Source organism: Pseudomonas sp. GW456-12-1-14-TSB6 (genome assembly GCF_059424205.1).
In genome coordinates, this window is the sequence record NZ_JBWKZE010000009.1 from 204,798 (window position 1) to 221,127 (window position 16,330).

At 60.7% G+C, this 16,330-nt stretch carries 15 protein-coding genes; 12 read left to right on the forward strand and 3 right to left on the reverse strand.

Annotated features, from left to right (window positions below; all coding sequences use genetic code 11):
- Positions 1-157 precede the first annotated feature (157 nt).
- From AC07Y2_RS11240 to AC07Y2_RS11250, 3 genes are all read left to right on the forward strand, one after another.
- Positions 158-1,516: a nucleobase:cation symporter-2 family protein gene (locus AC07Y2_RS11240; RefSeq protein WP_039769891.1), complete on the forward strand. Its 1,359-nt coding sequence runs from the start codon at positions 158-160 to the stop codon at positions 1,514-1,516.
- 86 nt (positions 1,517-1,602) lie between these two features.
- On the forward strand, positions 1,603-2,388 hold the full coding sequence (locus AC07Y2_RS11245) for an outer membrane protein OmpK (protein WP_103387057.1): 786 nt from the start codon (positions 1,603-1,605) through the stop codon (positions 2,386-2,388).
- Between the two features lie 372 nt (positions 2,389-2,760).
- Positions 2,761-3,546, forward strand: a complete 786-nt coding sequence (locus tag AC07Y2_RS11250) for an outer membrane protein OmpK (RefSeq protein ID WP_103387058.1) — start codon at positions 2,761-2,763, stop codon at positions 3,544-3,546.
- A 114-nt stretch (positions 3,547-3,660) separates the two neighbouring features.
- Here AC07Y2_RS11250 and AC07Y2_RS11255 read toward each other — a convergent pair whose 3' ends face one another.
- The gene (locus AC07Y2_RS11255) at positions 3,661-4,833 is read right to left on the reverse strand and encodes a patatin-like phospholipase family protein (protein WP_103387059.1); all 1,173 of its coding nucleotides are present in this window, start codon (positions 4,831-4,833) and stop codon (positions 3,661-3,663) included.
- Positions 4,834-4,869: 36 nt separating this feature from the next.
- Positions 4,870-5,802 (reverse strand): lipid A biosynthesis lauroyl acyltransferase, encoded by a 933-nt coding sequence (locus tag AC07Y2_RS11260; protein ID WP_007960061.1) that lies wholly within the window; start codon positions 5,800-5,802, stop codon positions 4,870-4,872.
- A 117-nt stretch (positions 5,803-5,919) separates the two neighbouring features.
- On the opposite strand from AC07Y2_RS11260, the gene minC reads away from it, so the two are divergent.
- From minC to AC07Y2_RS11300, 8 genes are all read left to right on the forward strand, one after another.
- Complete coding sequence (gene minC / locus AC07Y2_RS11265; protein ID WP_039769884.1) at positions 5,920-6,657, forward strand: septum site-determining protein MinC; 738 nt, start codon at positions 5,920-5,922, stop codon at positions 6,655-6,657.
- Positions 6,658-6,826: 169 nt separating this feature from the next.
- Positions 6,827-7,639: a septum site-determining protein MinD gene (minD, locus tag AC07Y2_RS11270; RefSeq protein ID WP_039769880.1), complete on the forward strand. Its 813-nt coding sequence runs from the start codon at positions 6,827-6,829 to the stop codon at positions 7,637-7,639.
- A complete protein-coding gene (gene minE, locus AC07Y2_RS11275) occupies positions 7,639-7,893 on the forward strand; it encodes a cell division topological specificity factor MinE (RefSeq protein WP_007960071.1) in 255 nt (84 codons plus the stop codon). Before minD ends, minE begins: the two co-directional genes overlap by 1 nt.
- Before the next feature lie 91 nt (positions 7,894-7,984).
- Positions 7,985-8,620: an RluA family pseudouridine synthase gene (locus AC07Y2_RS11280; RefSeq protein WP_039769876.1), complete on the forward strand. Its 636-nt coding sequence runs from the start codon at positions 7,985-7,987 to the stop codon at positions 8,618-8,620.
- A 46-nt stretch (positions 8,621-8,666) separates the two neighbouring features.
- Entirely contained in the window at positions 8,667-9,767 is a 1,101-nt protein-coding gene (locus AC07Y2_RS11285) for a hypothetical protein (protein WP_103387060.1), read from the forward strand.
- Between the two features lie 76 nt (positions 9,768-9,843).
- Positions 9,844-11,133 carry a M18 family aminopeptidase gene (locus tag AC07Y2_RS11290; protein WP_103387061.1) on the forward strand — a complete coding sequence of 430 codons (1,290 nt, stop codon included), beginning with the start codon at positions 9,844-9,846 and terminating at the stop codon, positions 11,131-11,133.
- A gap of 131 nt (positions 11,134-11,264) precedes the next feature.
- The gene (locus AC07Y2_RS11295) at positions 11,265-11,441 is read left to right on the forward strand and encodes a hypothetical protein (protein WP_165369545.1); all 177 of its coding nucleotides are present in this window, start codon (positions 11,265-11,267) and stop codon (positions 11,439-11,441) included.
- A gap of 76 nt (positions 11,442-11,517) precedes the next feature.
- Positions 11,518-13,677, forward strand: a complete 2,160-nt coding sequence (locus tag AC07Y2_RS11300; protein ID WP_039769872.1) for a mechanosensitive ion channel family protein — start codon at positions 11,518-11,520, stop codon at positions 13,675-13,677.
- A 408-nt stretch (positions 13,678-14,085) separates the two neighbouring features.
- On the opposite strand, the gene AC07Y2_RS11305 is transcribed toward AC07Y2_RS11300, so the two are convergent.
- A complete protein-coding gene (locus AC07Y2_RS11305) occupies positions 14,086-14,799 on the reverse strand; it encodes a UTRA domain-containing protein (RefSeq protein ID WP_011333178.1) in 714 nt (237 codons plus the stop codon).
- A gap of 352 nt (positions 14,800-15,151) precedes the next feature.
- Between AC07Y2_RS11305 and AC07Y2_RS11310 the strand changes: the two genes are divergently transcribed.
- On the forward strand, positions 15,152-16,216 hold the full coding sequence (locus AC07Y2_RS11310) for an ABC transporter substrate-binding protein (protein WP_039769868.1): 1,065 nt from the start codon (positions 15,152-15,154) through the stop codon (positions 16,214-16,216).
- Positions 16,217-16,330: the final 114 nt, after the last annotated feature.

A 16,330-nucleotide genomic window follows, 5' to 3' on the forward strand; every position in this document is an offset into this window, starting at 1 on the left:
TCGCTGGCAAGCCAGCTCCCACAGGGTTTTGCACTGCCTGTGCGGGAGCTGGCTTGCCAGCGATTAGCCGCCACGCGGTTTACCTGATGCAAAGAAACAGCTGTGAGCAACCCGGCAGCTGTTCAATCACAAGAATAAAAAAGATCCGAGGTGTTGCATGTCCGAGCTGTCCAAAGCGCGCATCCCCGACGCACCCGCCATTCAGCGTTTGCCCCTTTTGCAACTGATCCTGGTCGGTTTGCAACATGTACTGCTGATGTACGGCGGCGCCATCGCGGTACCGCTGATCATCGGACAGGCCGCTGGCCTGAGTCGTGAAGAAATCGCCTTCCTGATCAACGCCGACCTGCTGGTCGCCGGCATCGCCACCATTGTGCAGTCCCTGGGGATCGGCCCGATGGGCATCCGCATGCCGGTGATGATGGGCGCCAGTTTCGCCGCCGTCGGTAGCATGGTCGCCATGGCCGGCATGCCCGGCATCGGTCTGCAGGGAATCTTCGGCGCGACCATCGCCGCCGGGTTCTTCGGCATGCTCATCGCGCCATTCATGTCCAGGGTCGTACGCTTCTTCCCTCCGCTGGTGACCGGCACGGTCATCACCTCGATCGGTCTGTCGCTGTTTCCCGTGGCCGTGAACTGGGCCGGTGGCGGCGCCGCCGCTGCGCAATTCGGTTCACCGATTTACCTGGCCATCGCCGCACTGGTGCTGGCCACCATTCTGTTGATCCACCGCTTCATGCGCGGTTTCTGGGTCAACATTTCCGTGCTGATCGGCATGTGCCTGGGCTACGTGCTCTGCGGCGCCATCGGCATGGTCGACCTGAGCGGCATGGCCAACGCGCCGTGGGTTCAGTTCGTCACCCCGCTGCATTTCGGCATGCCGAAGTTCGAACTGGCACCGATTCTGTCGATGTGTCTGGTGGTGGTGATCATCTTCGTCGAGTCCACCGGGATGTTCCTCGCGCTGGGCAAGATCACCGGTCAGGAAGTCTGCCCGCGCATGCTGCGTCGCGGCCTGCTGTGTGATGCCGGTGCGTCGTTCTTCGCCGGTTTCTTCAACACCTTCACCCACTCCTCCTTCGCGCAGAACATCGGCCTGGTGCAGATGACCGGCGTGCGCTGCCGTTCGGTGACCATCGTCGCCGGCGGTCTGCTGATCGTCCTGAGCCTGCTGCCAAAAGCGGCGTTTCTGGTGGCATCGATTCCACCGGCGGTGCTGGGTGGCGCGGCGATTGCGATGTTCGGCATGGTCGCGGCCACCGGCATCAAGATTCTGCAGGAAGCCGATATCGGCGACCGTCGCAACCAATTGCTGGTGGCGGTGAGCATCGGCATGGGGCTGATCCCGGTGGTGCGTCCGGAATTCTTCGCTCACCTGCCACTGTGGATGAGCCCGATCACCCACAGCGGGATCGCCATGGCCACCCTCAGCGCGCTGACGCTGAACCTGTTGTTCAACATCCTCGGTGGCGCCGAACGCGCCGCGATCAACGACTGCCACGCACACCCGCACTGATCCGAAGAGTAAAAAAGGGGGCTCGCCCAAGCCTGCCCCCTCGCGACAGCTTTGCCTCAAACAATAAAAACAAGAGGGAGCAACAGATGATCCGGACTCAAACCAGCGTGTTGTTGGGCGGCGGCCTGCTGGCCGCCTCGCAAGCCATGGCCGGCGATTTACTGCTATGGCAGACCAACAGCCTGAGCTACCTGTACGGCAAGAATTTCGCGATCAACCCGTCAATCCAGCAGACGGTGACGTTCGAGCACGCTGACAAGTGGAAGTACGGCGACAACTTCCTGTTCATCGACAAGATTTTCTACAACGGCCAGGAAGACCGCAACAAAGGGCCCCATGCGTTCTACGGCGAATTCAGCCCGCGCCTGTCGTTCGGCAAGATCTTCGACAGGAAGCTGGAGTTCGGCCCGATAAAAGACGTACTGCTGGCCATGACCTACGAGTACGGCGAAGGCGACAGCGAGGCCTACCTGATCGGCCCCGGCTTCGACCTCAAGGTGCCGGGCTTCAACTATTTCACCCTGAACTTCTACCGCCGCCAGACCGAAGGCCCGCGCCCCGGCGACGGCGTCTGGCAGATCACCCCCGGCTGGTCCTACAGCATTCCCGTGGGCAATTCCGACCTGTTGATCGACGGCTATCTGGACTGGGTGGTCGACAACGATCAGAACTCGCGCGGCACCTATCACGCCAACCTGCACATCAACCCGCAGATCAAATACGACCTGGGCAAAGCCCTCGGCTGGGGTGAAAAGCAGGTGTACGTCGGCACCGAATACAGCTACTGGAAAAACAAATACGGCGTCGAAAGCACCCACAGTTTCGACACCAACCAGAACACCGCCAGCCTGCTGGTCAAGGTGCACTTCTAAGATGGCCCGCAACCGTGCCCCCTACCTGTCGTCGGTGCTCTGTTGCGGGGCACTTGAGGCCTGGCCGTTGAGTCAGTATTCTCCGCGGCCTCCTGAATTCGGTCTAAAAAAAAGCCCGAATTTAATTCCTGACCGAAAAGCCAGCTTATCCAGGCTTCGGTCAGTACCGAGGCATCCCGAAAACACGCTCAATCGACTGTTTTTCAGCAGCCGACGGGCTTTTTTTTGCTTTTCGAAAAGCCTTGGCTCAGCTCTTGCTAACAGCATGAAAGCTGACCGGATGGATGACTTTTGCAGCAATGAAAAAAGGCGCCACACCAGAGCGCCGACTCAAAAAAATAAACGTGGAACACCTACTTTGGGAGCAACCGAATGAAACGTATGTGCACCAGCCTGATGCTTGCGGGATCGCTGCTGGCAGGGGGTCAGGCCATGGCCGACGGCCTGCTGCAATGGCAGAACAACAGTCTGACCTACCTCTATGGCAAGGACTTCCAGGTCAACCCGCGCATTCAGCAGACCGTCACCTTCGAGCACGCCGATGCCTGGAAGTACGGCGACAACTTCGTGTTCGTCGACAAGATCTTCTACAACGGCAAGGATGACGGCGGTGTGGGTTCGAACACCTACTACGGCGAAATCAGCCCGCGTCTGTCGTTCGGCAAGATCTTCGATCAGAAACTGGCTTTCGGTCCGGTCACCGACGTACTGCTGGCCATGACCTACGAATTCGGTGAAGGTGATACCGAGTCATACCTGATCGGTCCAGGCTTTGACCTGGCGATCCCGGGCTTCGACTACTTCCAGCTGAACTTCTACCAGCGCCACACCGAAGGCTCCCGCGCCGGTGACAACGTCTGGCAGATCACCCCGGTCTGGTCCTACACGATTCCGGTCGGCGACTCGAACATCCTGATTGACGGCTTCATGGACTGGGTGGTCGACAACGACTCCAACTCCAAAGGCGATTACCACGCCAACCTGCACTTCAACCCACAGGTCAAATACGACCTGGGCAAGGCGCTGAACATTGGCGAGAAGCAGTTGTATGTGGGTGTCGAGTACGACTACTGGTCGGACAAGTACGGGATCAAGGACAGCCAGTATTTCAAGACCGATCAGAGCACCACGAGCTTCCTGGTGAAGTTCCACTTCTGATCCGGCGGCGTCCTCACGGGCGCCTTCGCGAGCAGGCTCGCTCTCACATTGGCTCTGTGCACGACACAAATCCCTGTGGGAGCTGGCTTGCCAGCGATTGCTGCACAACAAAACTCAGGCCGGAACCAGCGACTCGCCAATCCCGAGAAACCGGCACAGCTCATCGCGCTTGGCCAAGGCATCGCGCCTGCCCAGATCGATCAATTCGCTGCAATACCCCGCCTCGAACAGCAAGTAACTCAACACCCCTGCCCCGCTCGTTTTGGTCGCCCCCGGCCCACGCAGAAACAGACGCAACGCCGCGGGCAATTCCTGGCGATGCCGCGCCGCAATTTCATCGATCGGCTGGCTGGGTGAAATCACCAGAACGTCCACCGGCGCCACACCCAACGCGCGCGTCGGCGTGCCTTCAGGCATCAGACGGCTGAACTGGTTGAGACGCTGAAGCAACTCGATGTCGCTTTCCAGGCTATCAATGAAGGTGCTGTTGAGCATGTGCCCGCCGATCTGCGCCAGCGTCGGTTGCTGCCCGGTGTAAGCACGCTCCAGCGGTTGCGCCGGATCGAAACCGCGCGGGTTGCCGCTGACGCCCACCACCAGCACCCGGCTCGCGCCCAGGTGCAGCGCCGGACTGATCGGTGCCGATTGCCGCACCGCGCCATCGCCGAAATATTCATCGCCGATCTTCACTGGCGCGAACAACAGCGGGATCGCCGAACTGGCCAGCAAGTGCTCCACCGATAACTGCGTCGGCACACCGATGCGCCGATGACGCAACCAGGAATCGATGGTCCCGCCGCCCTGATAGAAGGTCACGGCTTGCCCGGACTCGTAGCCGAACGCCGTCACTGCCACCGCGTGCAATTGCTTGCGCGCGATGGACTCGGCGATGCCGGGCAGGTGCAGTTTTTCGTTGAGAAGATGACGCAGCGGCGAGCTGTCGAGCAGCGCTACCGGCAGCTGCCGGCCCATGCCCAGCAGGCTGTGACTGACGAAACGACTGGCCTGACGGATCACCCCCGGCCAGTCGCTGCGCAACACCCGATGGCTGCGAAAGCCTTGCCAGAACAGGGTCAGGCGTTCGATGGCAGCGCGAAAATCCGTCGCACCGCTGGCCAGACTGACCGCGTTGATCGCCCCGGCCGACGTGCCGACAATCACCGGAAACGGATTGTCCGCCCCCAGCGGCAACAATTCGGCAATCGCCGCCAGCACCCCCACCTGATACGCCGCCCGAGCCCCGCCGCCGGAAAGAATCAAACCTGTGACCGGTTCAGCTGGGCTCATCGCAACGCTCCGTGGTGCTTATGGAAATGGGTCGAATCAACCGCGTTTGGCGTACAGCTTCGGCTCGCCCGGTGGCCGGCTCTTGAAACGCCGGTGTGCCCACAGGTATTGCTCGGGGCACTCCCGCAACACGCCTTCGACCCACTGATTGATGCGGATGCAATCTTCTTCTTCGGTCTCGCCCGGGAAACCTTCCAGCGGCGGATGAATCACCAGACGATAACCGCTGCCGTCCGCCAGACGCTCCTGGGTGAACGGCACCACCAGCGCCTTGCCCAGCCGGGCGAACTTGCTGGTGGCGGTGACCGTTGCGGCCTGAATGCCGAATAGCGGCACGAAGATGCTTTGCTTGGCGCCGTAGTCCTGATCCGGTGCGTACCAGATTGCCCGGCCTGCGCGCAGCAGCTTGAGCATGCCGCGCACGTCGTCACGCTCCACCGCCAGCGAATCAAGATTGTGCCGCTCGCGGCCCTGACGCTGGACGAAGTCGAACAGCGGGTTCTTGTGTTCGCGGTACATGCCGTCGATGGTGTGCTGCTGGCCGAGCAGCGCCGCGCCGATTTCCAGGGTGGTGAAATGCACCGCCATCAGAATCACGCCCTTGCCTTCGCGCTGGGCCTTTTGCAAATGCTCCAGGCCTTCGACGTGGGCCAGTTTCGCCAGACGCTGACGCGACCACCACCAGCTCATCGCCATCTCAAAAAAAGCGATGCCGGTGGAGGCGAAGTTTTCCTTGAGCAGACGCTTGCGCTCGGCGGCGGACTTTTCCGGGAAACACAGTTCCAGATTGCGCTTGGCGATGCGCCGTCGGTCGCCGGCGAAGCGATACATCAGGGCACCGAGAAAACGACCGATGGCCAGCAATGCCGGATACGGCAGCTGCACGATCAGCCACAACAGCCCGAGGCCGCACCAGAGCGGCCAGAAGCGTGGGGCAAGAAATGCTTTTCGAAAACGCGGGCGATCCATTAAAGCTTCCGTAAATACAGTGGCCGCGCATTCTACATCGTTCGACCCGGCTTGCGGCCTGCGGGCGTTCTCGTTATAAGTCTCGGCACTTTTAGTGACAAGCCGTTGTATGCCGACATGAGCCAAACCGAACCGAAAGACCAAGATCCCGTGTTCCAGCTGAAGGGCAGCATGCTTGCCATTACAGTGCTGGAGCTGTCCCGCAACGACCTGGACAGCCTCGATCGGCAATTGGCCGCCAAAGTCGCCCAGGCACCGAATTTCTTCAGCAACGCGCCGCTGGTTCTGGCGCTGGACAAACTGCCGCCAAGCGAAGGCGCCGTCGATCTGCCGGGCCTGATGCGCGTGTGCCGTCAGCACGGCCTGCGCACCCTGGCGATCCGCGCCAGCCGCATCGAAGACATCGCTGCCGCCATCGCCATCGACATCCCGGTGCTGCCGCCGTCCGGCGCCCGCGAACGACCGCTGGAAGCAGCCGAACCCGTCGCCCCGAAAAAGCCGGAAAAGCCGTCGGAGCCGGCCGTCAAACCGACCCGCGTCATCACCACGCCAGTACGTGGTGGCCAACAGATATATGCGCAAGGTGGCGATCTGGTGGTGGTTTCCTCGGTCAGCCCGGGGGCGGAACTTCTCGCCGATGGCAACATCCATGTATACGGCCCGATGCGCGGTCGTGCGCTGGCCGGGGTCAAGGGCGACACCAAGGCGCGGATTTTCTGTCAGCAATTGAGCGCTGAACTGATCTCCATCGCAGGCCATTACAAGGTTTCCGAAGACCTGCGTCGCGATCCGATGTGGGGTTCGGGCGTACAGGTCAGCCTGTCGGGCGACGTGTTGAACATCATTCGGCTTTAACGGATACTGCCGCATTTTCCAAGCATCTCTAAAACGTAGCGAAAACGGCTCAAACGAAGTAGGAAAAAGGCCAAAAGCCGGATTCCAGCCAAGGCTGTCCGACTGCAGTAGTTTTCTAGAGATGTTTTTCAGGGGCTGAACAGTCCTTCTTCCTTAGGGGTGAAACACCTTGGCCAAGATTCTCGTGGTTACATCCGGCAAGGGTGGTGTGGGTAAGACCACCACCAGCGCCGCTATCGGTACCGGCCTCGCTCTGCGCGGCCACAAAACAGTGATCGTCGACTTCGACGTGGGCTTGCGTAACCTCGACCTGATCATGGGTTGCGAGCGCCGCGTGGTGTATGACTTCGTCAACGTCGTGAACGGCGAAGCCAACCTGCAACAGGCCCTGATCAAAGACAAACGCCTGGAAAACCTCTATGTACTGGCCGCCAGCCAGACCCGCGACAAAGACGCGCTGACCGTCGAAGGCGTGGAAAAAGTCCTGATGGAGCTCAAGGAACAATTCGACTTCGTCGTCTGCGACTCCCCGGCGGGTATCGAGAAAGGCGCGCACCTGGCCATGTACTTCGCTGACGAAGCGATCGTCGTGACCAACCCGGAAGTCTCCTCGGTACGTGACTCGGACCGCATGCTCGGCCTGCTGGCCAGCAAGTCCCGTCGCGCCGAACGCGGCGAAGAGCCGATCCAGGAACACCTGCTGATCACCCGCTATCACCCGGAGCGCGTCGAAAAAGGCGAAATGCTCGGCGTCGAAGACGTCAAGGAAATCCTCGCCGTACGCCTGCTGGGCGTCATCCCGGAATCCCAGGCCGTACTCAAGGCCTCCAACCAGGGCGTACCTGTGATCCTCGATGATCAAAGCGACGCCGGCCAGGCCTACAGCGATACTGTTGATCGCCTGCTGGGCAAGGAAAAAGAACACCGGTTCCTGAATGTCGAGAAGAAGGGATTCTTCGAGCGTCTGTTTGGAGGTAGGTAATGAACCTTTTTGACTTCTTTCGTGCCAACAAAAAGCCAAGTACCGCCTCGGTCGCGAAAGAGCGTCTACAGATCATCGTGGCGCATGAACGCGGCCAGCGCAGCACCCCGGACTACCTGCCCTCCTTGCAGAAGGAACTGGTGGAAGTGATCCGCAAGTACGTCAACATCGGCAACGACGACGTGCATGTGGCACTGGAGAGCCAGGGCAGCTGCTCGATTCTGGAACTCAACATCACCCTGCCAGACCGCTGAGTCGATCCGGCAGGAACGACGGCGGCTCAGGGCCCTTCCGACACCGGAGGGGCCCTGAGCCGCCGTTGGCATTTGTTACGAGGCTGTTTTAATGCCGTTGTCCAACGTCCAAATCATTCATCAGGACGCCGCCGTTCTGGTGGTGAACAAACCGACCCTGTTGCTCTCCGTCCCCGGCCGGGCCGATGACAACAAGGACTGTCTGATCACCCGTCTGCAGGAAAACGGCTACCCGGAAGCACGCATCGTCCATCGCCTGGACTGGGAAACCTCGGGGATCATTCTGCTGGCCCGCGACGCCGACACCCACCGCGAACTGTCGCGCCAGTTTCACGATCGTGAAACAGAGAAAGCCTACACTGCGCTCTGCTGGGGTCAGCCGGAACTGGACAGCGGCAGCATCGATCTGCCGTTGCGCTACGACCCGCCGACCAAACCGCGCCACGTGGTCGATCACGAACACGGCAAGCACGCCCTGACCTTCTGGCGTGTGCTGGAGCGCTGCGGCGACTGGTGCCGCGTCGAACTGACACCAATCACTGGTCGTTCGCACCAGTTGCGGGTGCACATGCTGTCGATCGGTCATCCGTTGCTCGGTGACGGTCTCTATGCCCACGAGCAAGCCCTGGCGGCCTGGCCACGCCTGTGCCTGCACGCGAGCATGCTCAGCTTCACCCATCCACAGTCCGGCGAACGCTTGCGCTTCGAATGCCCGGCACCGTTTTAAGCACTGTTGGACCGACAGCTGCCCGATTTATAGGATTTTGTTCCGGATGAGTTGTACTGATTCCCTTGCAACACCCGTCAAGAAGACCCGTCATCAACTGCTCTACCTGATTTACGGCAATCAGGATGTCTACCGGCGCGAAGCCAAGTTCAGCATCCTGACCGTCCTGTCCCAGGCCAAGAACGGCAAACGCCCGGCGATCAGGATTCTCACCGACCGGCCGCAAGACTACGAAGGCTGGCCAGTCGACACCGTACTGCTCGACGAAGCGACCCTGACCCGCTGGCAAGGACAGAACGGTTACCACCACCGGCGCAAGGCCTGCGCGATTGCCGCCGGTTTGCAACTGGCCGAGAAAACCCTGTTCGTCGACACCGACACACTGTTCACCAGCCACCCGAACAGCCTGTTCCAATACATCGATGCAAATCGGTCGGTGATGGATCGCTTCGAATACGACTGGAAAGACGTCTTCGAACGGCCGGACTACCTGAAGCTCGCTCGCGACCTCAGTGTCCACGGTGTTTCCCCACAGAACGGTTTCAAGCTCTACAACAGCGGCCTGTGCGGTATCACCGACCGCGACTCGGCATTGTTCGAAGAGTCGATCAGGCTGATCGACGAGTGGACGGCCGGCGGATTCGAGATTCACACCATCGAGCAGATCGCCCTGTCCTACGCGATGCGCGAACGGCCGGTGGTGGAAGCGCGCAAACACATCTACCACTACTTCGCGGAAAAACGTTTCTTCCACGCGATGCAGGCGTTTTTCTTCGCCCAGCACGGCGAGAAATTCAGCCAGCGACTGGTGGACCTGTGTGCCGATGTGCCGCGCGTCAAACCCTTTCCGTCCGCCTGGCAGCGTCTGAAGATCAAGTGGAAGCTGCGCAACCAGAGCGGCGCCATGCGCAAGGTGGGTCGGGATCTGTTGTACGGCAGCGCCGCGCCGGATCACCCGTACTACAGCGCCTGTCGTCATGAGTGGTGGGAATGCGCCTCGCGGGAGATTCTGCGCTGGGACGAGAGCCGTCAGAAAAAGCTTCTGGAACAGAGTCGCTGGCCAAAACAGTTGCCTCGCCCGGACAAGCCTGAAGACGAAAAAGCGATCATGAACTACCTGAAAAAACGCGTGGCCGCCGCTCGTTGACGCGAGCGGCACATGTCATGTCCCAAGCATCAGGCCGATGCGTTAAACTCCCGCCCATTGCTGTCTGGAGCTTCTTATGCGCGAAGAGTTGAACCAAGGCCTGATCGACTTCCTCAAGGCCTCCCCTACCCCGTTCCACGCCACCGCCAGCCTTGTTCAACGCCTTGAGGCCGCCGGTTATGTGCGCCTCGACGAGCGCGAAACCTGGCACACCGAAGCCAATGGTCGTTACTACGTCACCCGTAACGATTCCTCGATTGTCGCGATCAAGATGGGCCGCAACTCGCCGCTGCACGACGGCATCCGTCTGGTCGGAGCCCACACCGACAGCCCGTGCCTGCGGGTCAAGCCACAACCTGAATTGCAGCGCCAGGGCTTCTGGCAGCTCGGCGTCGAAGTCTACGGCGGCGCGCTGCTGGCGCCGTGGTTCGACCGCGACCTGTCACTGGCCGGCCGCGTCACCTTCCGCCGCGACGGCAAGGTTGAAAGCCAGCTGATCGACTTCAAGGCCCCGATCGCGATCCTTCCCAACCTCGCGATCCACCTCAACCGTGAAGCCAATCAGGGCTGGGCGATCAATGCCCAGACCGAACTGCCGCCGATTCTCGCGCAGTTCGCCGGTGACGAGCGTGTGGACTTCCGCGCGGTGCTGACCGATCAACTGGCCCGCGAGCACGGCCTGAATGCTGACGTGGTGCTGGATTACGAACTGAGTTTCTACGACACCCAAAGCGCTGCGGTCATCGGCCTGCATGGCGACTTCATCGCCGGCGCGCGCCTGGACAACCTGCTGTCGTGTTACGCCGGCCTGCAAGCCCTGCTGACCGCCGACACCGAAGAAACCTGCGTGCTGGTGTGCAACGACCACGAAGAAGTCGGCTCCTGCTCGGCGTGTGGCGCTGATGGCCCGATGCTGGAACAGACCCTGCGCCGCCTGCTGCCGGAAGGTGAAGAGTTCGTACGCACCATCCAGAAATCCCTGCTGGTCTCGGCCGACAACGCCCACGGCGTACACCCGAACTACGCCGACAAGCACGACGCCAACCACGGCCCGAAACTCAACGCCGGCCCGGTGATCAAGGTCAACAGCAACCAGCGCTACGCCACCAACAGCGAAACCGCCGGGTTCTTCCGCCATCTGTGCATGGCCGAAGAAGTGCCGGTGCAAAGCTTCGTGGTGCGCAGCGACATGGGCTGCGGCTCGACCATCGGCCCGATCACCGCCAGCCACCTGGGCGTGCGCACCGTCGACATCGGCCTGCCAACGTTCGCCATGCACTCGATCCGCGAACTGTGCGGCAGCCACGACCTGGCTCACCTGGTCAAAGTGCTGAGCGCGTTCTACGCCAGTCGCGAACTGCCATAGGAAACAGCCGGGATCGCAGCGTCGAGCTGCGATCCCCGGCCTTTAGAACCGGCTCATTTCTGATACACATCAGCACCGTCCATCGAAAACCCACCTAGACTTGAATAATCCCCTTCGACAAGGCTGTCGCCATGATCTCGATGTCTGCGTTTCACTCCATGCTCATTCCCATCCTCGGCGGAATGATTCTGCTGGCCATCGGTTTCAACTTCCGTGACAAGAACGCCGGTGTGTTCGCCATGTGGATCGGCATGCTGATGATCCTGGCCACCGTGGTCTACAAGATCCTCGCCAAACTCAACGAATAAATCCGCGCCCGGCTCGCATTGAATCTGGCGGGCTCGTACACTCGCCCGATCCGCCCCTTGCGAGGTTGACCGCCTAGTGTTTGCTCGTCTTTTTGCCCTGCCCTGCCTGTTTCTCGTTTGCCTGATGATCCTGGTGTCGCCGGCGCCTGCCGACGCCGCCGGTCTGCCGGGATTGCTCACGGGCGCCGGCAAGGCTCAGCCCGAAGCTCAGGAACCGCTCGGCCAGTCCCTGGACGAAGTCATCAAGTCGCTGGAAAACGACAAGCAACGTGCCCAGTTGCTGACCGACCTGAAAAAACTGCGCGACGCCACGAAAAAAGCCCAGGCCACCCCGGAAGAAGGGGTGCTGGGACTGATCGGCGGCACCCTCGCCACTTTCGAAAAACAGTTCTCCGGTGCCGACAGCCCACTCAATCGCTGGTCCGCCGAATTCGACATGGCCAAGGACGAGCTCAAAGGCCTGATGCTGCCGGCCAGCGAATGGCTGCCGATCATCTTCGCCTTCGCCGTGATCCTCGCGGTCTGGAGCCTGCTCGCCGCCGCGCTGATCTGGCTTGGTCATCGGGTACGCATGCGCTTCGGTCTGACCGAAGAACTGCCGCAACATCCCCGAGCCCTCGACATGCTGCGCTTCGCCCTGCGCAAGCTCGGGCCGTGGATGATCGCCCTGGTCATCACCGTGTACATGAGTTACGCGCTGCCATCGTCGCTGGGCAAAAGCCTGGCGATGGTGTTGGCCTATGCGCTGGTGGTCGGCACCTGCTTCTCGGCCATCTGCGTGATTGCCTTTTCCGTACTCGACGGCCCGCACCGCCACCGGGCGCTGTACATCCTGCGCCACCAGGCCTTCCGCCCGCTGTGGCTGATCGGCAGCTTCGCCGCGTTCGGGGAAGCCCTGAGCGATCCGCGACTGATAGCCGGCCTCGGCGTACACCTGGCCCACACCGCCGCCACCGTCGCCAACGTCCTCGCGGCGCTGTCGACCGGTCTGTTCATCCTGCGTTTCCGCCGGCCGATCGCCCACCTGATCCGCAACCAGCCATTGTCCCGCCGCCTGACCCGCCGCGCCCTCAGCGACACCATCGAAATCCTCGGCACCTTCTGGTACGTCCCGGCGCTGGTGCTGGTGGGCATTTCGCTGTTCGCCACCTTCGTCTCCGCCGGCGACACCAGCACCGCCCTGCGCCAGTCGCTGATCTGCACCGTGCTGCTGGTGTTGTGCATGGTCATCAACGGCCTCGTCCGCCGCCACGCCCTCAAACCCCAACGCGGCCCGAAACGCCACGCGCTGTATTCCGAACGCCTGAAAAGCTTCTTCTACACCCTCGCCCATTTGCTGGTGTGGCTGGCCTTCATCGAACTCGGCCTGCGGGTCTGGGGCATGTCACTGATCGGCTTCACCGAAGGCGAAGGCCACGACGTCAGCGTCAAACTGTTCAGCCTGATCGGCACGCTGATCTTCGCCTGGCTGATCTGGATCCTCAGCGACACCGCCGTGCACCACGCCCTCACCCGCTCACGCAAAGGCCTGGCCAACGCCCGCGCACAAACCATGATGCCGCTGATCCGCAACGTGCTGTTCGTGGCGATCTTCATCATCGCCCTGATCGTCGCCCTGGCAAACATGGGCATGAACGTCACGCCCCTGCTGGCCGGTGCCGGCGTGATCGGCCTGGCCATCGGCTTCGGCGCCCAGTCGCTCGTGGCCGACCTCATCACCGGCCTGTTCATCATCATCGAAGACTCCCTGGCCATCGACGACTACGTCGACGTCGGCGGGCACCTGGGCACCGTCGAAGGCCTGACCATCCGCACCGTACGCCTGCGGGACATCGACGGCATCGTCCACACCATCCCGTTCAGCGAAATCAAAAGCATCAAAAACTACTCCCGCGAATTCGGCTACGCGATCTTCCGCGTGGCCGTGCCGTTCAACATGAGCATCGACGAAGCGATCAAACTGATGCGCGACGTCGGCCAGAAAATGCGCACCGACCCGCTGCAGCGGCGCAACATCTGGTCACCCCTGGAATTTCAGGGCGTGGAAAGCTTTGAATCCGGCAACGCGATATTGCGAGCAAGATTCAAGACAGCACCGATCAAACAGTGGGAAGTTTCACGGGCGTTCAATTTGTCGCTCAAACGACATCTGGATGAAGCCGGCCTGGACCTGGCGACGCCAAGGATGAATGTGCAAGTGATCACCGCAGGCGGTGGCGGCCAAACTCAAGAATAGACCCGAAGAATCTGACCGACTTCAGGCCACCATCGCTGGCAAGCCAACTCCCACCACTCACCACGATGAGCGTTAGCTCGAGTAAAGCTTTTGATCTTTTGGCCCCATCGGAAGGCTGAGTGGAGGGATTTATCCGGGGGTGGGAGCGCAGCGACCGTGCGGCGAAGCCGCATGCATCGAGAGGAGGTGCAGCGAAGCAAACCGTAGGCGATGCCCCCGGATCAATCCCGGAACGAAGGAACCCCGAGCCAAAGCGAGGGGCCGAACGCCGGGGCCCAGCGTTTTGGTTACTTTGGGGCGTTTGCCAAAGTGACTCGCCGTAAGGGCGAAACCGTCAGCGGCAGCACCCGAAGAAACGGATATGTACACAGTCAACCCAAAACCTGGTCGGCCCAGCGGCCGCCAAGGTCAAACAACATCAACCCCAACGTGAATCGCATCATGCCGCCAAAACTCCAGATCACAATCAATCAACCGCCCAAACTGATCATAATTAACCCGAGCAATCCTCAACCCCGGACTCCCCACCGAAACCCGCAACGCCGCCGCCGCATCGACCGATAAAGACGTAGGCACAATCTCGAACCGCACCCGCCCATAGTGCAAATCGTAATGCCGCGCATACAGCTCGGTAATCGACTGATTCAGATCAAACTCCAGAATCCCCGGAAAAAACTGCGGATTCAGATAATGCTCCACATACAACACCAGCCGCCCATCGATCCGCCGCGACCGGCAAATCTGGATCACGCTCGACAACGCCGGCAACTGCAACCACGCACAGACCGCCGCTGAAGCCGGCTGCAACCGCGCCGAAATCACCTCGGTCGACGGCACCCGCCCCTGCGCACTGACCATCGCGTGAAAGTGACTGCGCTGCATCAGGTTGTAAGCCAGACGCGGTGGCGACACGAACCAGCCACGCCGCTCCTCGCGATAAATCTGCCCTTGCGCCTCCAGCTGCAACAAGGCTTCGCGTACCGTAATTCGCGTCGTGCCGAACAGCTCACTGAGCTTGCGCTCGGCCGGCAACTTGCTCCCCGCCGCCAGCAACCCATGGTCGAGTTGCTCCTGAAGGATCTGGCCAATCGCTGTCACCGCTTTTGTTGCCTCATCGCGCATCAACGTTACCTATCTGGACTAGACCAGCACTGTTTCGGGGCAAAACCGCACAGCAATCGTGCCGTCCGGTCGTTTTGCAAGCCTAGGCAGTGCAGATGACCGAGAGATGACAAAACTACCGAACGGTCGCCCTGACAACTTGCAATACATCGGCCAAGTCCCTTGCCCACCGGGACTTGGCGGGTGGTCTACGCTTACCGGGCACTCGCCGATACCGGAGATAGAAAAGGCTGGGTGAGCCATCGCCGACATCAAAGTGTCATCGAGTCCCCTTAAATTGGCTCAGGTATTGCTGACCTAGACCAACACAAACCGCAATCGCAGCGTTGAACACGACCCAAGGAGCTTTGGAATGAAACAGTTTTTCCTGGCATCACTGTTAGGCTCGACCATTGCCATGTGCACCGCCGCCATGGCGGCTGACGATCTGAAAACCCTCGAAGCCGCTGCGAAAGCGGAAGGCGCCGTCAACAGTGTCGGCATGCCCGATGACTGGGCCAACTGGAAAGGCACCTGGGAAGACCTGGCCAGGAAATACGGCCTGAAACACATCGACACCGACATGAGCTCGGCCCAGGAAATCGCCAAGTTCGCTGCCGAGAAAGACAACGCCACCGCCGACATCGGCGACGTCGGCGCGGCCTTCGGCCCGATCGCGGTCAAGCAAGGCGTGGTGCAACCGTACAAGCCGAGCACCTGGGATCAAGTGCCGGACTGGGCCAAGGACAAGGACGGCAACTGGGCACTGGCCTACACCGGCACCATCGCCTTCATCGTCAACAAGAAGCTGCTGCACGGCTCCGAAGTGCCGACCAAATGGGCTGACCTCAAGGGCGGCAAATACAAGGTTTCCATCGGTGACGTGAGCACTGCCGCGCAAGCTGCCAACGGCGTACTCGCCGCTGCACTGGCCAACGGCGGCGACGAGAAGAACATCCAGCCGGCCCTGCTGCTGTTCGCGGACATCGCCAAGCAGGGGCGCCTGTCGATGGCCAACCCGACCATCGCCACCATGGAAAAAGGCGAGATTGAAGTCGGCGTGGTCTGGGACTTCAACGGTCTGAGCTACAAGGCCAAGATGGCCAACCCGGATGACTACGTGGTGCTGATCCCGTCCGATGGCTCGGTGATTTCCGGCTACACCACAATCATCAACAAATACGCGAAGAACCCGAACGCCGCCAAGCTGACTCGCGAATACATCTTCAGCGACGCCGGCCAGACCAACCTCGCCCGCGGCAACGCTCGCCCGATCCGCGCCGAGCACCTGCAACTGCCGGAAGACGTGAAGGCCAAGCTGCTGCCGAACGAGCAGTACAAAAAGGTCACGCCGATCAAGGACGCCGATGCCTGGGAAAAAACCTCCAAGGCCCTGCCGCAGAAGTGGAATGAAGAAGTCATCGTCGAGATGAAGTAAGCCGGCGAATCACCGCTGTGTGATTTGTTGGAGATCCAAATGTGGGAGATTCTATGTTGCAGGGGAACCCTGCAATCTTAGATTCGGTTGGTATTCGCTCTGGTTCTTCATGAG

Coding starts and splice junctions, on each gene's coding strand:
- AC07Y2_RS11305 (WP_011333178.1), bottom strand. CDS start 14,799: ATGCGCGATGAGGCAACAAAAGCGGTGACAGCGATTGGCCAGATCCTT.
- minC (WP_039769884.1), top strand. CDS start 5,920: ATGAGCCAAACCGAACCGAAAGACCAAGATCCCGTGTTCCAGCTGAAG.
- minE (WP_007960071.1), top strand. CDS start 7,639: ATGAACCTTTTTGACTTCTTTCGTGCCAACAAAAAGCCAAGTACCGCC.
- AC07Y2_RS11255 (WP_103387059.1), bottom strand. CDS start 4,833: ATGAGCCCAGCTGAACCGGTCACAGGTTTGATTCTTTCCGGCGGCGGG.
- AC07Y2_RS11245 (WP_103387057.1), top strand. CDS start 1,603: ATGATCCGGACTCAAACCAGCGTGTTGTTGGGCGGCGGCCTGCTGGCC.
- AC07Y2_RS11295 (WP_165369545.1), top strand. CDS start 11,265: ATGATCTCGATGTCTGCGTTTCACTCCATGCTCATTCCCATCCTCGGC.
- AC07Y2_RS11240 (WP_039769891.1), top strand. CDS start 158: ATGTCCGAGCTGTCCAAAGCGCGCATCCCCGACGCACCCGCCATTCAG.
- AC07Y2_RS11285 (WP_103387060.1), top strand. CDS start 8,667: ATGAGTTGTACTGATTCCCTTGCAACACCCGTCAAGAAGACCCGTCAT.
- AC07Y2_RS11310 (WP_039769868.1), top strand. CDS start 15,152: ATGAAACAGTTTTTCCTGGCATCACTGTTAGGCTCGACCATTGCCATG.
- AC07Y2_RS11280 (WP_039769876.1), top strand. CDS start 7,985: ATGCCGTTGTCCAACGTCCAAATCATTCATCAGGACGCCGCCGTTCTG.
- AC07Y2_RS11290 (WP_103387061.1), top strand. CDS start 9,844: ATGCGCGAAGAGTTGAACCAAGGCCTGATCGACTTCCTCAAGGCCTCC.
- AC07Y2_RS11250 (WP_103387058.1), top strand. CDS start 2,761: ATGAAACGTATGTGCACCAGCCTGATGCTTGCGGGATCGCTGCTGGCA.
- AC07Y2_RS11260 (WP_007960061.1), bottom strand. CDS start 5,802: ATGGATCGCCCGCGTTTTCGAAAAGCATTTCTTGCCCCACGCTTCTGG.